Below are 18032 nucleotides of genomic sequence, written 5' to 3'. Positions count from 1 at the left end.
AAAAGACGCTTCTTTGAAGCTAGTAGCATTTATGAGGGCCTATGAAAATAGGCCCTTATTTTATTGAAATTATTGCGTTATTGCAGAAGAGCGGTACTTAGCCGGTAGCAATGCTCCAACTTTACCATCATAGATAGGTTCAGGTTGTGAGATACTAAAGGGTTCAATAGGAACTAAACCTTGCTGTGTTTGGCTTTCAGTATCAGGAATACTATTACCTTGATCATTATTGACCCTCACAGGCATACCAGAACGCCTTGCCAGTTCTTTTTCTACTAAGCCCTTGTCAACCCCTTCATTTTCTAAAAAACGCTTGAAATCGTCAGACAATTTGATTGGCATCGTTTGTGGGTCATCACTGCTTGTCCGAGATAACGGTTGATGTACTTCAATATAATAGCTTCCATCCGCTTCTTTAGAATATTTCACCGGTTGGTCAATAACTTGGACCCGTGTTCCTTTTGGTACTGTTTTGAATAATGCTTCAATATCATCAGGCCGTAAGCGAATGCATCCCGAACTAACTCTCATGCCAATACCAAAGTCTGCATTAGTACCATGAATTAAATATTCACCTCGACCATAAGATAACCGTAACGCATATAGCCCCATCGGATTTTCTGGTCCCGCAGGAACTACCGCAGGCAAAGTTATCCCCTCTTTGGCATAATTTTTACGAATGTTTGCTGTTGGTGTCCATGTAGGGTCTTTAATTGATTGGCTGACAGATGTCACCATTTCAGGCGTGTCACGCCCCAATTGACCAATACCTATTGGGTAAACAATAACATTTTCACTATTCGCAGGGTAATAATATAAACGAAGCTCAGCGAGGTTAATGACAATCCCCGTTCTTGGTGTAGCGGGTAATAGCATTTGTGCGGGGATGATCAGTTCCTTGCCCGCTTCAGGAAGGTAAGGGTCTGTCCCAGGGTTTGCTTCTAACATACCCAATAAGCCTATTTGGTAATCACTGGCGATAGCTTCTAACGGGCGCCCATCATTTGGTACAACATACGTCAGGTTTTCCCCGATTAGGCGTGTATTACTGTCAGGTAATGGATACTCTTTTGCCTGAGCCGGAGCCAACAAGGCACTCATGACAAACAAACTTGCCGCCGTCAAAACTCTTTTCATACCTACTCCAAGGAAAATGGTGTTCTTACAATAATGCAATGATTATTGCTCATAATAGCAACTATCTTGCATATCTTTAATACTAAATAAATATTTTAGTTAATAATTAGCACTGAGCTAATCCATAATAATTAGTCTAATAATAATAACTTAATTAAATACATGAGTTTAGAGTAGCATAGAAAAGAAAAAAGATTGGCGAGGAGAAAGGGAGCAAACTGTACTCCCCTGATATTATTATGCTAATTGACCTGCACGAGCTAAAATTGAGCGGATCATGGCATTTAAGCCTTGTGTACGTGAAGGGGTTAAATGCTGCTCCAATGCTAATTGCTCAAAAAAAGACTTAACATCGAGCCCTAATATTTGTTGCGCGGTTTTGCCTTGAAAAAGAATAATGACAATTGCCACTAGCCCTTTAACTATTGCTGCATCGCTGTCACCAGCAAACATAATAGCCCCGTCCGATTGCTTTTGCATGTCAATCCAAACCTGACTTTGGCAACCTGCAATCAAATTATTATCACTTCTTTGTGCTTCAGTTAAGTCAGGTAAACGTCCACCAAGTTCAATCATATATAAATAGCGTTCTTCCCAATCCTGACAACGGGAAAAGTTACGTAATAACTTATGTTCATCGGGTAATGCGGGCATACTGATTTCCTTTACCAAAACAATCTGTTTTATGTGCTAGCCTAACAATTTTTTAATTCGCTGTAACGCACTGAATAAAGAATCGATTTCTTCTTTGGTCGTGTAAATCCCCACAGAAGCTCGGCACATAGCAGGAACATGATAGTGTTCCATTAATGGTAAAGCACAATGGTGCCCTGTACGTATCGCTATTCCATATCTATCAAGAAAAGACCCGACATCATAAGCATGGTGTTGCCCTAAATTAAATGCCAGTACCCCTTCCCGTTTATCATTACCATATAATGTGACTGACGGTATTTCTTGCAGTTTTTCCGATGCGTATGCCATCACTTGAGCTTCATGAGCAAATACATCCGCCAAATTTAGTGCATTCAAATAATCAAATGCCGCCCCTAAACCTATAATGGCACTAACATTCGGGGTACCTGCTTCAAAACGCCATGGGGCATCAGCAAATGTGATACCTTTGGTCAAGCTGACTTGGCGGATCATCGCCCCACCGCCTTCCCATGGTGGCATATTATCAAGGACCGCTTTTTTACCGTAAAGTACCCCAATCCCTGTCGGCCCATATAATTTATGGCCGGAAAAAACGTAAAAATCACAGTCTAAGGCTTGTACATCAACTTGCTGATGCATAGCACCCTGCGCACCATCAACAAGAATGGCAATCTCACTCCCTTTCGAAGCCGCAATAGCCCTTGCTTGTTTGATGATATCTTGTACAGGGTTAACCGTTCCTAATACATTGGAAATATGCGCAAAACTCAATAAACGAGTGCGAGCATCAATAAATTCATTGAGTGAATCTAGCTGCAACCTTCCATCATCAGAAATCGGAATAACACGGATCTCGAAACCGATTTCTTCAGCCAACATATACCAAGGAACAATATTCGCATGATGTTCCATTTCCGTGATAACTATATTATCCCCTTCATGGAAATACTTGCGGCCAAAGCTATTTGCAACAAGATTAATGCCTTCCGTGGTGCCTTTCACAAAGACAATTTCTTCATTTGATGCAGCATGGATAAAATTAGCCGCTTTTTGGCGCACTTCTTCCATCATCGTGGTTGCATTAGCACTGAGAGTATGAATTCCACGGTGTACCGCAGCATAGTGATGCAACGTGAACTCACTTTCTTTCTCAATAACTTGCAGCGGTTTCTGTGCACTAGCAGCAGTATCTAAATACACCAAAGGATGATTATTGATTAGTTGAGATAAGGCAGGAAAGTCCTGCCTTACTGAAGCTACATTGAACAGCATAGGTATTAAACCTCCGCTAAGCGCTGGCGGATGTTTGCCATCACAGCGTGTTTTAATTCTTCCGATTCAATAGATTCTGTTAATTCAGCAGCAAATGCGATAATAATCATATGTTTTGCTGCTTTGCCATCGATTCCCCTTGAACGCAGATAAAATAATTGCTCATCATCGATTCGACCAACTGTTGCACCGTGACCGCATTTTACATCATCAGCATAAATTTCAAGTTGTGGCTTAGTATCAATTTCTGCTTTTTCCCCTAACAATAATGTATTGTTAGTCATTTGACCGTCTGTTTTCAACGCATTTGGCGCAACTTTAATCATACCATTAAACACGGCATTGCTATTGTCCATAGCAATGACTTTATGCCACTGCTGGCTGTTACAGTAGCCTTTGTTATGCTCAAGATAGGTTCGAGTATCTGCAATTTCACTGCCCTTCGGTAATAGCAAACTATTAAGTTCGAAATCGCTATTTTCCCCATCAAGACGTGCGCTAGTATGGTTACGGGTTAATGAGGCACCGAGTAAAAAACTACTGCTTTTTACTCTGCTATCGCGCCCAACAATAATATCATTGTGCGCAAAATGCTGGGCTTGTTCATTTTCTACATTCAATTTGAAATGGCTAAAATCAGCATTATCACCCACTTCAACGGTTAAACGACTTCCCGTCATGTGAGCTTGACCATTTAAGCTTACAAAATGTTCAATTACCTGTGCTTTACTATTGGCTTCTAAACTTAAGTGGTAACGATATTGGCTAAGATTTGTTGCTTGTGTACCCTGATTACCACTAGAGATATTCAATAAATAAAGTGGTTTTTCAGCAATTTTATTCGCCGATAAAGAAATTACCAACGGTTGCACCGCTAAACTTTCTGTTAAATGTAAAAAAATTTCACTATTAACTGGAGATGGCAGCAAATCTTGGTTATCGAGTAAAGCGACTTGGAATGGCCCCATATCGATAGAACTTAACGCAGAACTATAACGACCATCAACTAACACAATGCGGTATGCATCAATGTGTAGAGCTAAGGCTTCGCATTCCGCTGCAGCAACATCTGCTTCACTAAAACGATACTCCGTTTCTAATACACTATTTAATGGCGTGTAATGCCAGTCTTCATGACGAAATGTAGGTAAACCGACATGCTTTGCCATTTCCCAATGGGTTTTAGCATGTTGTGAGTTCGCCCCATGACGCTGTTCATATAATGTCGCAAAACGTGACATTGCGCGCTCATTGAGCGCAGCAACTTGAGCACGTTTCTCTGCTTTCTCACTGTTGGTCAATAAGCCAGCCATAACCTTGCTCCTCAAGTTTTTTCGCTAAACTGAAATCACCCGATTTGATGATTTTCCCTTGATAAAGCACATGGACAAAATCTGGCTTCACATAATCCAAAATACGCTGATAGTGAGTCACAATTATGAATGAGCGATCAGGCGAACGCAGAGAGTTAACCCCATTTGCCACAATTTTCAACGCATCGATATCCAAGCCTGAATCCGTTTCATCTAAGATACACAGTTGCGGCTCAAGTGCTGCCATTTGCAAGATATCATTACGTTTTTTCTCACCACCAGAGAAGCCTACATTCACTGAACGCGCCAGTAAGTCTTCGGGCATTTCCAATAGTTTGATTTTATCTTCGATAAAGTCTTGGAAATCAAAGCGATCTAAAGCTTCTTGCTGACGATATTCTCTTACCGCATTCACCGCAGTTTGTAGGAAAAACTGATTACTTACACCAGGAATTTCAACGGGATATTGAAAGGCTAAAAAGACGCCCTCACCTGCACGCTCTTCAGGGTCTAGCTCAAACAGGTCTTTACCTTTAAATGTCACTTCACCACTATCAACTTCATATTCTTCACGGCCTGCGAGAGTGGCTGACAATGTACTTTTACCAGAACCATTCGGCCCCATGATGGCGTGGACTTCCCCTGGTTTTACTTCCAGAGATAACCCTTTTAAAATCTCATTCCCTTCTACACTCACGTGTAAGTTTTTAACACTTAACATATTCACATGCCTTTAGCGCTTAAGCGCAAATAAACTCATATTAGGATCAGCCAACGCTGTGTTCTAAGCTGATCGCCAGCAATTTTTGTGCTTCTACGGCAAATTCCAACGGAAGCTCCGAGAACACATCCTTACAGAAACCATTTACAATCATTGAAATGGCATCATCTTCGCTAATGCCACGTTGTAAACAGTAAAACAGCTGGTCTTCCCCTATACGTGAGGTTGTTGCTTCATGTTCTAATTGTGCCGTATTATTTTTTACTTCCACATAGGGAAAAGTATGTGCTCCGCATTGTGTCCCTATTAACATAGAGTCACACTGGGTAAAGTTACGCGCGTTATGAGCACTCGGTAAAATTTTCACTAATCCGCGATAACTGTTCTGACTTTTACCTGCTGAAATCCCCTTGGAAATAATTGTAGAACGCGTATTTTTCCCAATATGGATCATTTTCGTTCCAGTATCAGCTTGTTGATTACCATTGGTTAATGCAACGGAGAAAAATTCACCTACTGAGTTATCACCTTTGAGAATAACACTTGGGTATTTCCATGTAATAGCAGAACCGGTCTCAGACTGTGTCCATGACATTTTAGAATTTTCACCTTCGCATAATGCACGTTTAGTCACGAAGTTTAAAATCCCACCCGTTTCGCTATCACCACCAGAAAACCAATTTTGCACCGTTGAATACTTCACTTCTGCATCTTTGTGAATAATCACTTCAACCACAGCAGCATGGAGCTGGTAGCTATCACGGACAGGCGCTGAACACCCTTCGATATAACTCACGTAGCTCCCTTCATCAGCGATGAGGATAGTACGTTCAAATTGGCCTGTTTTCGCCGCATTAATCCTAAAATAGGTTGAAAGCTCCATAGGACAATGCACCCCTTTCGGGACATAAACAAACGTACCATCTGATGCAACCGCAGCATTGAGTGCCGCAAAAAAGTTGTCATGACTTGATACAACAGTACCTAGGTATTTTTGTACCAGTTCTGGATATTCTTGGATCGCTTCACTAAACGAACAAAAAATAACGCCATGTTTGGCAAGGTCATCACGATATGTCGTCGAAACGGAAACCGAGTCAAAAATAGCATCAACCGCGACGGCTTTCCCTTCACGAACCGGAACACCTAGTTGATTAAACGCTTCTTCAACTTCTGCCGTTAAATAACTATTGGTTTCAGCAACACCAGTACCTTGAGTTGCACCTGATTGAGAACCGCACGTATCATCACACGCACCACATGATGGTGCAGAGTAATAGCTATAATCTTGATAATCTAAGCTTGGATAATTCGCCTTAAGCCAATGTGGCTCCTCCATGCCTTTCCAATGATTAAAAGCATCGAGGCGGAATTGTAGCATCCACTCTGGTTCATTACGTTTTGCTGAAATGGCGCGGATCACATCTTCGTTGATCCCTTTTTCCATTTCATCCGTTGCGACTTCAGTAAAGAAGCCTTCTTTATAACGCTGGTCATCAAGCCAGCTTTGAACATCATCGCCAACTTCTACATTGCTCTGTGACATAATCTGACTTCACATGTTAAACGCCGAAGCTTTCACCACACCCACAGGCATGTTGTGCTTTCGGGTTATTGAATTTGAAAATTTGATTCAGCCCTTCTTGGACAAAATCAACGACTGTACCATCAATAAATGGCATTGCTTCTTTTGGCACATAAAGACGTGCGCCATCGAGTTCAAATAACAGGTGTTGGTCTGTTGGGTTTTCGATCATTTCAAATACATAACCGAAACCTGCGCAGCCAGACTGTTTTACGCCCAGTGAAAGCCCTTTCGTATTTGGGTTTTGCACCATCAATTTTTTGATTTGTTTTGCAGCGCTTTGTGTCAGGCTAACTCCCTGCCAACTGTTTTCATCAAATGAAAATGTCTCTACACCGTCAGTCATATTGACCCCACATTTCTTATGGCTTTTCAGCCTGTTATCAGGAGATTAACTCTGTCTACCCTATGGTAATGATTAGCTATTCTACTTCAACCATTTGTTTTAAGAGGTTATAGCTATTTTAGTTCTTTTTTTATTCATTATGAGCTTATCGAATCACCAATAATGTCTTTCTTATCACTTAACTTATTGAAATAAGAAAAATAAAATAGAACTATTTTTTTATTTGATTTTGTACTGAATAATACAATTAAATGACACAAATTAATAAAGATGTATTTATTATACAACTTTATTAATGCGATAAAAAACGAATTTACGGATAAAACAGCAGATAAAAACACTACTAATAGGAAGGTTATTGGTGGCTTTTAGCTACTCAAAGCCTACAAGCCACCTAAGCATAGCTGTGATTATTCAAATAATACCGCAGTCGTTAGACGGGAAGTACAACACAGTTTTCCTTGTTCATTGAATATTTCAATATTCCAAACTTGCTGGCGACGCCCTAAGTGAATAGGTTTGCAAATGCCTTTAACAACCCCCGAACGCGCTGCACGGACATGGTTTGCATTAATTTCTAGACCAACCACTCTTTGCTCACCTTCCGTACATAAATAACCCGCTATTGACCCTAAAGACTCAGCAAGCACCACGGAAGCGCCACCATGAAGTAAACCAAACGGTTGTTTAGTTCGCTCATCAACAGGCATTGTTCCCTCTAAATAATCATCACCAAATGCTGTGATCTCAATACCAATATGCCCTAACATGCACGTTTTTGACATTTCAGCTAATTGTTGCAAATTAAATTGACGTTTCCAAATCATTAAACTATCTCCAACAGTGCTTGAATCGGGTGTTTTATAACTGTATTTTCCATACGCTTCACTTGGCTACGGCAAGAATAACCGGGGCTTAAGCAACGCTCTTTTGGTAAAGAGGCCATCGCTCCTTTCCAAGATAAGTTATAAATTCCTTTGGAATTTTCAAGGTTTGCCACTTCATGACCGTAAGTTCCCGCCATTCCACAGCAACCCACACTGACATTATTCAGTTTGTGGCCAAAACGTGCAAATAAGCTTGCCCATTGGCTCGCACTATTTGGTAAAGCCGTTGATTCCGTACAATGCCCAAAAAAGTACCAAGGCTCAGCTGCATTTACTTTGGCATTTTGTGGTGCAGGTAAACTCACTAACCATTCATGAGCCAACATTACAGTAAACTGGCACTGTTCTTTTCCTAAAATTTCATGGTATTCATCGCGATAACATAAAACTAATGCAGGGTCGACGCCAACCATGGGTAACTTTAATTTTGCTACGCGATTTAAAAAGTCTGCGGTTCTACGTGCTGTTTTCGCAAATTTTGCCAAAAAACCCTTAATATGCTGCGCCTTACCATTCGGTGAAAATGGTAATAAAACAGGTTTATAGCCCAATTTTTCAATTAATCGCACAAAATCTGCGACCACTTTCGCATCGTAATAGCTGGTGAAAGGGTCTTGTACTACCAACACGTATTTTTCGCGCTGAGCAGCCCCCATACCTTCTAGTTGCTCGAGTGTTACTGACACCGCAGTATGCCCCAAAAGCTCTTGTTTCAATGTAGGCTGAGAAAATAAGGGTAAATCAACCATACCTATCGTGTGTTGGCTAAGCTTTTGCACTATTGGCTGACGTAAAAAGAAATTAAATACACCTGGTACCTTAGAGAATAATGGTGCACTGCTCTCTACGTTAGCAACAATATGATCACGCACAGGGCGTAAGTAGCGACCGTGATATAAGGCTAAAAATTTCGCTCTAAATGAAGGTACATCAATTTTGATTGGGCACTGTGTTGAGCAGGCTTTGCAAGCAAGGCACCCGGCCATTGATGCTTTTACTTCGTGAGAAAAATCGTAATCTCCTTGCTTTGCCCGCCAAGTATTACGCGTTTTCTCAATTAAACCGCGTAAGGAAGGTGAGTCTTGCTTAATGCCCTTTTCGAGGTAGTCCGGAGTCACTCCTTGATCTGCTAATAGCCTTAACCATTCTCGAACAAGTGTTGCACGACCTTTAGGTGAATGAATGCGCTGACCACTCACTTTCATCGACGGGCACATAGGGCTTTTAACATCAAAATTAAAACATAGCCCATTCCCATTACACTCCATGGCTCCCCGAAATTGCTCGCGAACCTGAACAGGGATTTGCCTATCATAAGTGCCTCGTTTGATATCATCGACCTGTTTCATTGGAGCATCAAGCCCTGCTGGAGGGCAAATCTTCCCAGGGTTCAAACGGTTGTCTGGGTCAAATGCCGCTTTGATGTTACGTAATTCGCTATACAGTACGTCCCCAAAAAACTCAGGGCTATATTGTGCGCGAAAACCTTTACCATGCTCTCCCCACAGCAACCCACCATATTTAGCTGTTAATGCAACAATTTCATCAGAAATTTGTTTCATCAATATTTCTTGTTGTGGATCACACATATCTAGAGCTGGCCGAACATGTAATACCCCCGCATCGACATGACCAAACATGCCATAATTCAGATTATGGCCATCGAGTAGCGCTCGGAACTCAACAATATAATCAGCTAAATGCTCTGGTGGTACACAAGTATCTTCTACAAATGGAATTGGTTTTGCCGCACCTTTACTATTACCTAACAAGCCAACTGCCTTTTTACGCATATTATAAATGCGAGTTATATCATCAAGGTCATGACAAGTTTGATAGCCAATCACACCCGCTTGATTATTTGCCATTAACTCATCAAGTCGTTGGCACAAACTGTCTGTCAGCTGGTTAATTTCACTTTCATCATCGCCACTAAATTCAACGATATTAAGACCTAACATTTCTTTATTAGGAATATCAGTAATTAATGCTTTTACAGAGTGCCAAACGATATCTTCACGGGCTAGATTCAGCACTTTAGAATCGACGGTTTCAACAGATAATGCTTTAGCATCAACCATAAAAGGGGCATTACGCAGTGCTGACTCAAAAGAGTCATATTTTACGTTAACCAGCCTGCGTACTTTTGGCAATGGCGTGATATCAAGGGTGGCTTCAGTAATAAACGCTAAAGACCCCTCTGAACCCGTCAAAATGCGGGTAAGGTCAAATTCAGTTAATTCATCATTAAAAACATGACGTAAGTCGTAGCCTGTCAGAAAACGATTTAACTTTGGGAATTTTTCTTCAATTAATGGCCGCTGTTCTAAGCAGCGTTCTAGTACCGTTTTATAAATACGCCCGACAATAGAATCCTCGGACGCAATCGATTGGGCGAGTTCGATAGGCATAGCACGAGTATCAATGCACTCCCCCCCTAATACCATGGCTTTAACACCTAAAACGTGGTCGGATGTTTTACCGTAGACTAATGAACCTTGCCCTGATGCATCGGTGTTGATCATTCCCCCCAAGGTTGCACGGTTACTGGTCGATAGCTCAGGAGAGAAGAAATAACCATAAGGTTTTAAAAATTGGTTTAACTGATCTTTGATTACGCCAGCTTCAACTTTGACCCAACCTTGCTCGGGGTTTATTTCTAAAATACGATTCATATAGCGGGACATATCTACGACAATCCCTTCTGTTAAGGATTGCCCGTTAGTCCCTGTACCACCACCTCTTGGCGTAAAGCTAAGTTCACGATATTTGGATTGCCCGGCTACGCGTGTAATAATTTGTACATCTGCACTAGAACGCGGGAAAACAACCGCTTGAGGCAATAGTTGATAAATACTGTTGTCTGTCGCCATGGATAACCGTTCAGCGTAGCTGGTACCGTTATCACCAGTAAAACCTTGTTCTTGTAGCTCATGCAAGAACTCAATGACTAATTGACTAAGATGAGGAGCTTCTGATATACGCGGGATCATTATTAACGATGACTCTTGTTGTTTAGTGTTCGCATTACTCGTTATGTACTATCTTTACTTTAAGTTGCACAATAGCGTCTCAGGTTTATGACTTATTACCTTCACAGCTAGTAAAAACGGTACAGCCGCTGATGACATTGTCATAATGAACCATATCACAATATTGTTTTTTTTAATCGTGAAAAATAATTTCGTTATTTTCACCTAAAAATTTGCCGTATAAGCAGAATTTTCATTTATTAAGGATCAATCATTAATGGAAAAATCGCAAAAACGTTTGGATCTCCCCAAACTTATTTTCGGCCTATTGTCCATCATCTTAATGATAGCCGCCTGTTTTTGGGTACTTAATCCCTTTATTCTTGGCTTTGTATGGGCAGGAATGATGGTTATTGCAACATGGCCACTATTATTACGGCTAGAAGCGCGCTTATGGCGTAAGCGTTGGCTAGCTGCATTAGTGATGGTTCTTCTTATATTACTGTTGTTTGTTATCCCATTAGGGGTTTTGATTGGAAGTATTATTGATAATAGCACTCCATTGATTGATTTAGCCAAGTCCCCTTCAAGCCTGACATTACCAGAGCTAGAATGGCTAAATACTATACCGATGGTAGGCGAAAAAATTTATTACGCATGGCATAGCCTTGTAGCGAGTGGTGGTAACGCCCTACTCGCAAAAATCCAACCTTACTTTGGTCAAGCCGCGGGGTGGTTCGCCACACAAGCGATCAGCGCAGGGCGCTTTGTGTTTCATTTAATCTTAATGTTACTGTTTAGCGGCTTACTTTACCTTAAAGGTGAATCTGTCATGTTAGGTATACGTCACTTTGCTGTGCGCCTTGCAGGCATGCGTGGTGATGCAGCTGTTTTATTAGCAGCTCAATCAATAAGAGCGGTGGCATTGGGCGTCGTCGTGACAGCGTTAATCCAAGCTATTGTCGGTGGGATTGGCCTTGCACTTTCTGGCATTGGTTATGCTGCAATCCTCACTGTTTTACTGTTTATCTGCTGTGTTGCTCAAATAGGGCCGCTGTTGATTATGGTGCCATCTGTTATATGGTTATTTTGGACTGGTGATACCACTTGGGGAATTATTCTCGCCATTTGGGCTGCGGTTGTGGCAACAATGGACGGTGTTCTTCGTCCTTGGCTGATTAAAATGGGTGCCGATTTGCCGATGGTACTAATCTTAGTTGGGGTTATCGGGGGTATCTTATCATTCGGGATGATAGGCCTATTTATCGGTCCCGTTGTATTAGCTGTTTCATATAGTTTATTAAAAGCATGGATGAATGAGGTAGCTATGCCTAATGAGAACTTAGCTGAAACAGAGAAATTTCTTGAAGATGTGTTCATGATTAAGAAATAGTTGCAATTAATTGAAACAGGCATGTTGTCGATATACATGTCTGTTTCATTAATGATTTCATTTCTCATTAATATTTAGAAACAATATTTAACATTCTAATGTTAGTATTTAGCCTAATTTATGTTAACATAATTCTATTGGAATAATTCTCTTAAGTAACAACAAGTAAGTTTATTATTGAGAGTGTTCTTAATGCTTGTATAATATGAATACTTTATTATCTAGCCATTGAATCAAACAAACATGAAAAGCCATGCTAACCCCTTAAAGCACGGTTTTATTAACCAAATTGCTGTGTGTAGTCTTTGCCTGTCAGCCCATGATAGGCTTTTTTTTTATCTAGTTCCTCAATATGAAAATTATTCACATCAAAATTAAATCATCTGTTTTATAAGTATTGATAAGAATCAACTTCTGGTACCAAACATAAGTAAACATACTCCTTTAGCGTTATATATAACCCGCACTATTATTACTTTCATGAGCTTTATAATTAAAGTACATTTAATTACTCATCATACGTGTAATTGATTTGGAATAATTATGTTTATGTACGCAAAAAGAATTGCATAATCATTCAATCGAGTTATTTAGTATGAAATAACTCAATAATAGCTATTAACTATTGTAATAATAGATAATTTAAATTAATAAAAAAAGCCGAAAGGTTTTCACCTCTCGACTTTCATTATTAGCTCAGTAATGATTACTGATTTTCAGCGATCGTTAACCAAGTTTGCACGACAGTGTCTGGGTTTAAAGATAAACTATCAATACCTTCATCAACTAACCACTGAGCGAAGTCTTGGTGATCTGAAGGACCTTGCCCACAAATACCAACATATTTATTTTGGCGTTTAGCTGCTTGTATTGCCATCGATAGCATTGCCTTAACCGCGTCGTTTCGCTCATCGAATAGCTCAGAAACAACACCAGAATCCCTATCAAGGCCTAATGTTAATTGAGTCATATCGTTTGAACCAATAGAGAACCCATCAAAGTGCTCAAGGAATTGGTCAGCCAGCAAAGCATTCGATGGTATTTCACACATCATAATCACTTTTAAGCCGTTCTCTCCGCGCTTAAGGTCATGTTTTGCCATCTCCGCAATGACAGCCTCAGCTTGTGCGACAGTACGCACAAACGGGATCATTACCTCAACGTTCGTGAGCCCCATAGTATTACGCACGCGCTTAACGGCTTCGCATTCCAACGCAAAACATGCACGGAAGCTATCAGAAACATAACGCCCTGCACCACGGAAACCAAGCATAGGGTTTTCTTCTTCAGGCTCATAAATATCCCCACCGACTAAATTGGCATATTCATTTGATTTGAAGTCTGATAAACGCACAATAACGCGTTTTGGCCAGAAGGCTGCTGCTAACGTTGAAATACCCTCGGTTAATTTGCCCACATAGAACTCGATTGGGTCGTCATAACCGGCCATCATTTCGCGGATTTCAGTTTGTAATTCAGGAGACTGTTCATCAAATTCTAACAATGCTCTTGGGTGAACACCAATCATGCGATTGATGATAAACTCCAGTCTCGCTAAACCAACACCTTCATTTGGCAAACAAGCAAAATCAAATGCACGGTCAGGATTACCCACATTCATCATGATTTTGACACCAAGGCTTGGCATTTCACTCACTTCAGAACTGTGAATTTCAAATTCCAACTTGCCTTGGTAAACAAAGCCAGTATCACCTTCCGAGCAGGAAACAGTGACTTCTTGACCTTCTTGTAAACGGTCAGTTGCATCACCACAACCAACGACAGCAGGTATCCCTAGCTCACGAGCGATGATAGCGGCATGGCAAGTACGCCCACCACGATTAGTGACAATCGCAGCAGCTTTTTTCATGATTGGCTCCCAGTCAGGGTCTGTCATGTCTGTAACTAAGACATCACCAGCCTGAATGCGATCCATCTCACTTAAATTATGAATCACTTTTACTACACCGGAACCAATGCGGTGACCAATAGCACGCCCTTCAACTAAAACCTGTCCTTGCTCTTTGAGCTGATAGCGTTCCATGACTTGTTGATTTGAACGCACTGTTTCTGGTCTTGCTTGGACAATATATAAACGCCCATTGTGGCCATCTTTAGCCCACTCAATATCCATTGGACGACCATAATGCTTTTCAATCTGTAAAGCTTGACGAGCGAGCTCTTCAACTTCATGGTCAGCCAGAGAGAAACGATTGCGTAGGGTTTCTGGCACATCTTCAATCTGAACTTGTTTACCGTGCTCTTTACTATCGGCATACACCATTTGTAGTTTTTTAGAGCCTAGAGTACGGCGTACAATCGCAGGGCGGTTATTTTTCAAGGTTGGTTTATGGACATAAAACTCATCCGGATTTACCGCCCCTTGTACCACCATTTCACCTAGGCCATAAGCTGAGGTAATGAAAACTACCTGATCAAAACCAGATTCGGTATCAATAGTAAACATCACGCCCGAAGATGCTAAATCAGAGCGTACCATTCTTTGCACACCCGCCGACAGAGCTACTCCACGGTGATCGTAACCTTGGTGAACACGATACGAAATAGCGCGGTCATTAAACAACGAAGCAAAAACATGTTTAATCGCCACTAATACAGCATCAATCCCTTGAACATTAAGGAATGTCTCCTGTTGCCCCGCAAATGAAGCATCAGGCATATCCTCTGCGGTTGCTGATGAGCGAACAGCAAATGATGCTTCTGCTTCCCCTTCTGAAAGTTGAGCGAACGCGTCACGAATATCTTGTTCCAACTCCTTCGTCAATGGCGTATCAATCACCCATTGACGGATCTGAGCACCTGCAACAGCCAGTTGGTTCACATCATCAATATCCGTTTCATCTAGCAGGTTATAAATGCGTTGATTTACACCGCTCTGCTCCAGAAAATCATTAAACGCCTGTGCGGTTGTCGCGAAACCGTTAGGTACGGATACACCCAGATCAGATAAGTTTGTGATCATTTCACCTAAGGAGGCATTTTTACCGCCAACCCGGTCAACATCATTCATCCCTAATTGGTTATACCAAAGTACATTACACGGAGTAAGGCCATTTGTGGACATTGAAAGTGATCCTTTTATAGCAATTTAGTGACAGAGTACAAATCGTAAAAAATCTCATTGGCGAAAATTCGCCTCGTGAAATAGACTAGCACAGACATTAATAGAAGATGGACTGGTGAATCGTTCCATCAAATAAGAAAAATGTTTTGTTCTAAAAATCGCTCAAATAATGGCTATACTTTCCCTTATAAACTAATTTTTAAACTTTAAACAAAGATAATATCTCTATAAAACTAGTGATAAATACAATAAAAGATAAATAACAATGAATAAATTAGATTCGATGAACAACCCAATACAAAGAACTGTTTTCTTTATTTCAGATGGTACAGCTATCACTGCTGAAACTCTGGGGCATGCTGTCCTTTCACAATTTCCACTAGCTTTTATTTCTTATACCCTGCCTTTCGTTACCACGCCGGCCCGCGCACAAGAAATAAAACAAAAAATTGATACCATATTTGAAGAAACACAACTTCGCCCATTAGTGTTCTATTCGATTATTTCCCCTGAAGTTAGGCAAATCATCACGCAAAGTTCTGGTTTTTGCCAAGATATTGTCCAAAGTTTAGTTGCTCCAATCCAAAAAGAAGTTGGCCTTGAACCAGAACCTAAGCTCAATCGTACGCACGGCTTGTCAATGCAAAATATGATCCAATACGATGCTCGTATTGCAGCCATTGAATATACACTCGCACATGATGATGGTATTTCTCTGCGTAATTTAGACCAAGCTCAAGTCATTCTTATCGGTGTTTCTCGCTGTGGCAAAACCCCTACCAGCTTATATTTAGCTATGCAATTTGGCATTCAAGCCGCCAATTATCCATTTACTGCTGATGATATGGACAATCTAAAGCTCCCCGTGGCTCTTCGCCCTTATACCCACAAATTATTTGGCTTAACGATTAGCCCTGAACGTTTAGCTGCTATCCGTGAAGAACGCCGTGAAAATAGCCGTTATGCATCGATAAGGCAGTGCCGTATTGAAATTGCTGAAGTCGAAGCATTATTTAGGCAGAATAAAATCAACTACTTAAATACAACTAACTACTCAGTGGAAGAAATTTCAGCAAAAGTGATTGATACAATGGGTTTACAGAGACGTATATTTTGATAAAAAATATAAAATATAATTGATACAAATTACTTTGTAGGTTGAAATTAAGCCATTTTCGTTTATTGTGATCTTTATCACTGATACGGCATCTGCCTATTAAAGTTTTGAGAACCAAAATGCAAAAAACTGATGAATTACGCACTGCAAGAGTGGACAGTTTAATTACACCACAAACTCTCGCTGATGAATTTCCTATTTCCCAAAAGGTTGCCAATAACGTGACAGCGTCACGTAAGCGCATAGAACAGATCTTATCGGGGGAAGACCCGCGTTTACTTGTTATCGTCGGTCCTTGCTCAATTCATGATATTGACGCGGCAATTGAATACGCGACAAAGCTGAATGTATTAAGGGAACGTCATCAAAACCGCTTAGAAATTGTTATGCGGACTTATTTTGAAAAACCGCGCACCGTTGTTGGCTGGAAAGGACTAATTTCTGACCCAAATTTAGATAACTCCTGCCAAGTCAATACAGGAATACGCCTCGCGCGAAAATTACTAATAGAAGTTAACCAGCTTGGTTTAGCAACAGCAACTGAGTTTCTCGACATGGTTACGGGCCAATATATTGCTGACCTTATTAGTTGGGGGGCTATTGGTGCGCGAACGACAGAAAGCCAAATTCACCGCGAAATGGCTTCTGCGCTCTCCTGCCCTGTTGGTTTTAAAAATGGTACAGATGGCAATATTAATATTGCTATTGATGCAATTAGAGCCGCAAAAGCACAACATATGTTTTTGTCCCCAGATAAAAACGGTCAAATGACCATCTACCAAACCAGCGGTAACCCACATGGCCATATTATTATGCGCGGGGGGAAACAACCGAATTATTCTGCTGGGGACTTAGCCGCAGCCTGCGATAAGCTTCGCAAATTTGAACTGCCAGAGCATTTAGTCGTCGACTTTAGTCATGGTAATTGTCAAAAAATTCACCGCCGTCAATTAGAAGTCGCTCGGGATATTGCAGAGCAAATAAAGGATGGCTCTACCGCGATAAGCGGTGTAATGGCTGAAAGCTTTTTAATTGAAGGCACACAGAAAGTCATCGCTGACCAAGCTTTAGTTTATGGTCAATCGATTACTGACCCATGCCTTGGCTGGGAAGATACTGAACAACTCATTGAAATCCTTTCTCAAGCGGTTGATTCTCGCTTCAAATAGCCTAGTTTAGTATCAAACATTTCCATCACGCCCTTTAGTTATATTCTAATTAAAGGGCTTTTTAATATAAAATAACAATAATACTCAATTAAATATAATTTATTTGTATTAATAACTGTTTATTTAAATTAAAAACACAGATTAAATCAAAAAAAACTCTTGACCACCCAAACCTTAACGATAATAATTCTCACTACAGCTCGTTTTATCTATTAGCTCACTGTAAAACAACGCCATTATTCCTATTAATGACTATAAAAGACGATAAACAATAGGTTAAGTCCCCATAAAAATTCGGGTATGTATTCATCTAAGGTGCTTACTAAATTGAAATGGAGCTCTTTGCTTATTGGCAATAAATAGCAAATATAACAATGG

13 protein-coding genes are annotated in these 18032 nt (G+C 40.6%); 3 read left to right on the top strand and 10 right to left on the bottom strand.

Annotated elements, in window-relative coordinates:
• Positions 1-69 precede the first annotated feature (69 nt).
• The 9 genes from ACPEH5_RS02200 to ydiJ form a co-directional block, all read right to left on the bottom strand.
• Positions 70-1137, bottom strand: a complete 1068-nt coding sequence (locus ACPEH5_RS02200) for a L,D-transpeptidase family protein (protein WP_048607013.1) — start codon at positions 1135-1137, stop codon at positions 70-72.
• A 237-nt stretch (positions 1138-1374) separates the two neighbouring features.
• Complete coding sequence (gene sufE, locus ACPEH5_RS02195) at positions 1375-1791, bottom strand: cysteine desulfuration protein SufE (RefSeq protein ID WP_042844037.1); 417 nt, start codon at positions 1789-1791, stop codon at positions 1375-1377.
• 36 nt (positions 1792-1827) lie between these two features.
• On the bottom strand, positions 1828-3066 hold the full coding sequence (gene sufS, locus ACPEH5_RS02190; protein WP_042844038.1) for a cysteine desulfurase SufS: 1239 nt from the start codon (positions 3064-3066) through the stop codon (positions 1828-1830).
• 5 nt (positions 3067-3071) lie between these two features.
• Positions 3072-4379, bottom strand: coding sequence for a Fe-S cluster assembly protein SufD (gene sufD / locus ACPEH5_RS02185; RefSeq protein ID WP_281110913.1), 1308 nt, complete (start codon positions 4377-4379; stop codon positions 3072-3074).
• On the bottom strand, positions 4354-5100 hold the full coding sequence (gene sufC / locus ACPEH5_RS02180) for a Fe-S cluster assembly ATPase SufC (RefSeq protein ID WP_042844040.1): 747 nt from the start codon (positions 5098-5100) through the stop codon (positions 4354-4356). Before sufC ends, sufD begins: the two co-directional genes overlap by 26 nt.
• A gap of 46 nt (positions 5101-5146) precedes the next feature.
• Positions 5147-6646, bottom strand: a complete 1500-nt coding sequence (gene sufB, locus ACPEH5_RS02175; protein WP_042844041.1) for a Fe-S cluster assembly protein SufB — start codon at positions 6644-6646, stop codon at positions 5147-5149.
• A gap of 16 nt (positions 6647-6662) precedes the next feature.
• Positions 6663-7031, bottom strand: coding sequence for a Fe-S cluster assembly scaffold SufA (gene sufA, locus ACPEH5_RS02170; protein ID WP_042844042.1), 369 nt, complete (start codon positions 7029-7031; stop codon positions 6663-6665).
• A gap of 410 nt (positions 7032-7441) precedes the next feature.
• Positions 7442-7858, bottom strand: coding sequence for a 1,4-dihydroxy-2-naphthoyl-CoA hydrolase (menI, locus tag ACPEH5_RS02165; protein WP_042844043.1), 417 nt, complete (start codon positions 7856-7858; stop codon positions 7442-7444).
• A complete protein-coding gene (gene ydiJ, locus ACPEH5_RS02160) occupies positions 7858-10911 on the bottom strand; it encodes a D-2-hydroxyglutarate dehydrogenase YdiJ (RefSeq protein WP_042844044.1) in 3054 nt (1017 codons plus the stop codon). Before ydiJ ends, menI begins: the two co-directional genes overlap by 1 nt.
• 256 nt (positions 10912-11167) lie before the next feature.
• Here ydiJ and ydiK point away from each other — a divergent pair, with 256 nt between their 5' ends.
• Positions 11168-12283 (top strand): AI-2E family transporter YdiK, encoded by a 1116-nt coding sequence (gene ydiK / locus ACPEH5_RS02155; RefSeq protein WP_042844045.1) that lies wholly within the window; start codon positions 11168-11170, stop codon positions 12281-12283.
• 706 nt (positions 12284-12989) lie between these two features.
• Here ydiK and ppsA read toward each other — a convergent pair.
• The gene (ppsA, locus tag ACPEH5_RS02150; RefSeq protein WP_042844046.1) at positions 12990-15368 is read right to left on the bottom strand and encodes a phosphoenolpyruvate synthase; all 2379 of its coding nucleotides are present in this window, start codon (positions 15366-15368) and stop codon (positions 12990-12992) included.
• Between the two features lie 295 nt (positions 15369-15663).
• Here ppsA and ppsR point away from each other — a divergent pair, with 295 nt between their 5' ends.
• A complete protein-coding gene (gene ppsR, locus ACPEH5_RS02145) occupies positions 15664-16485 on the top strand; it encodes a posphoenolpyruvate synthetase regulatory kinase/phosphorylase PpsR (protein WP_269466240.1) in 822 nt (273 codons plus the stop codon).
• Between the two features lie 119 nt (positions 16486-16604).
• Positions 16605-17654 carry a 3-deoxy-7-phosphoheptulonate synthase gene (locus ACPEH5_RS02140; protein ID WP_042844048.1) on the top strand — a complete coding sequence of 350 codons (1050 nt, stop codon included), beginning with the start codon at positions 16605-16607 and terminating at the stop codon, positions 17652-17654.
• The last annotated feature ends 378 nt before the right edge of the window (positions 17655-18032 follow it).

This window comes from Providencia sp. NPDC089933 (assembly GCF_049545585.1).
In the GTDB taxonomy this organism is placed as follows: domain Bacteria; phylum Pseudomonadota; class Gammaproteobacteria; order Enterobacterales; family Enterobacteriaceae; genus Providencia; species Providencia huashanensis.
Note: the sequence above shows the minus strand (reverse complement) of the source record. Positions and strands in the feature narration are given on the sequence as shown.

What these genes read in the sequence shown, in the direction of transcription:
- sufC (WP_042844040.1), bottom strand. Translation starts at nt 5,100, where the DNA reads ATGTTAAGTGTTAAAAACTTACACGTGAGTGTAGAAGGGAATGAGATT.
- ACPEH5_RS02140 (WP_042844048.1), top strand. Translation starts at nt 16,605, where the DNA reads ATGCAAAAAACTGATGAATTACGCACTGCAAGAGTGGACAGTTTAATT.
- menI (WP_042844043.1), bottom strand. Translation starts at nt 7,858, where the DNA reads ATGATTTGGAAACGTCAATTTAATTTGCAACAATTAGCTGAAATGTCA.
- sufS (WP_042844038.1), bottom strand. Translation starts at nt 3,066, where the DNA reads ATGCTGTTCAATGTAGCTTCAGTAAGGCAGGACTTTCCTGCCTTATCT.
- sufA (WP_042844042.1), bottom strand. Translation starts at nt 7,031, where the DNA reads ATGACTGACGGTGTAGAGACATTTTCATTTGATGAAAACAGTTGGCAG.
- ppsA (WP_042844046.1), bottom strand. Translation starts at nt 15,368, where the DNA reads ATGTCCACAAATGGCCTTACTCCGTGTAATGTACTTTGGTATAACCAA.
- ydiJ (WP_042844044.1), bottom strand. Translation starts at nt 10,911, where the DNA reads ATGATCCCGCGTATATCAGAAGCTCCTCATCTTAGTCAATTAGTCATT.
- ydiK (WP_042844045.1), top strand. Translation starts at nt 11,168, where the DNA reads ATGGAAAAATCGCAAAAACGTTTGGATCTCCCCAAACTTATTTTCGGC.
- sufD (WP_281110913.1), bottom strand. Translation starts at nt 4,379, where the DNA reads ATGGCTGGCTTATTGACCAACAGTGAGAAAGCAGAGAAACGTGCTCAA.
- ACPEH5_RS02200 (WP_048607013.1), bottom strand. Translation starts at nt 1,137, where the DNA reads ATGAAAAGAGTTTTGACGGCGGCAAGTTTGTTTGTCATGAGTGCCTTG.
- sufE (WP_042844037.1), bottom strand. Translation starts at nt 1,791, where the DNA reads ATGCCCGCATTACCCGATGAACATAAGTTATTACGTAACTTTTCCCGT.
- sufB (WP_042844041.1), bottom strand. Translation starts at nt 6,646, where the DNA reads ATGTCACAGAGCAATGTAGAAGTTGGCGATGATGTTCAAAGCTGGCTT.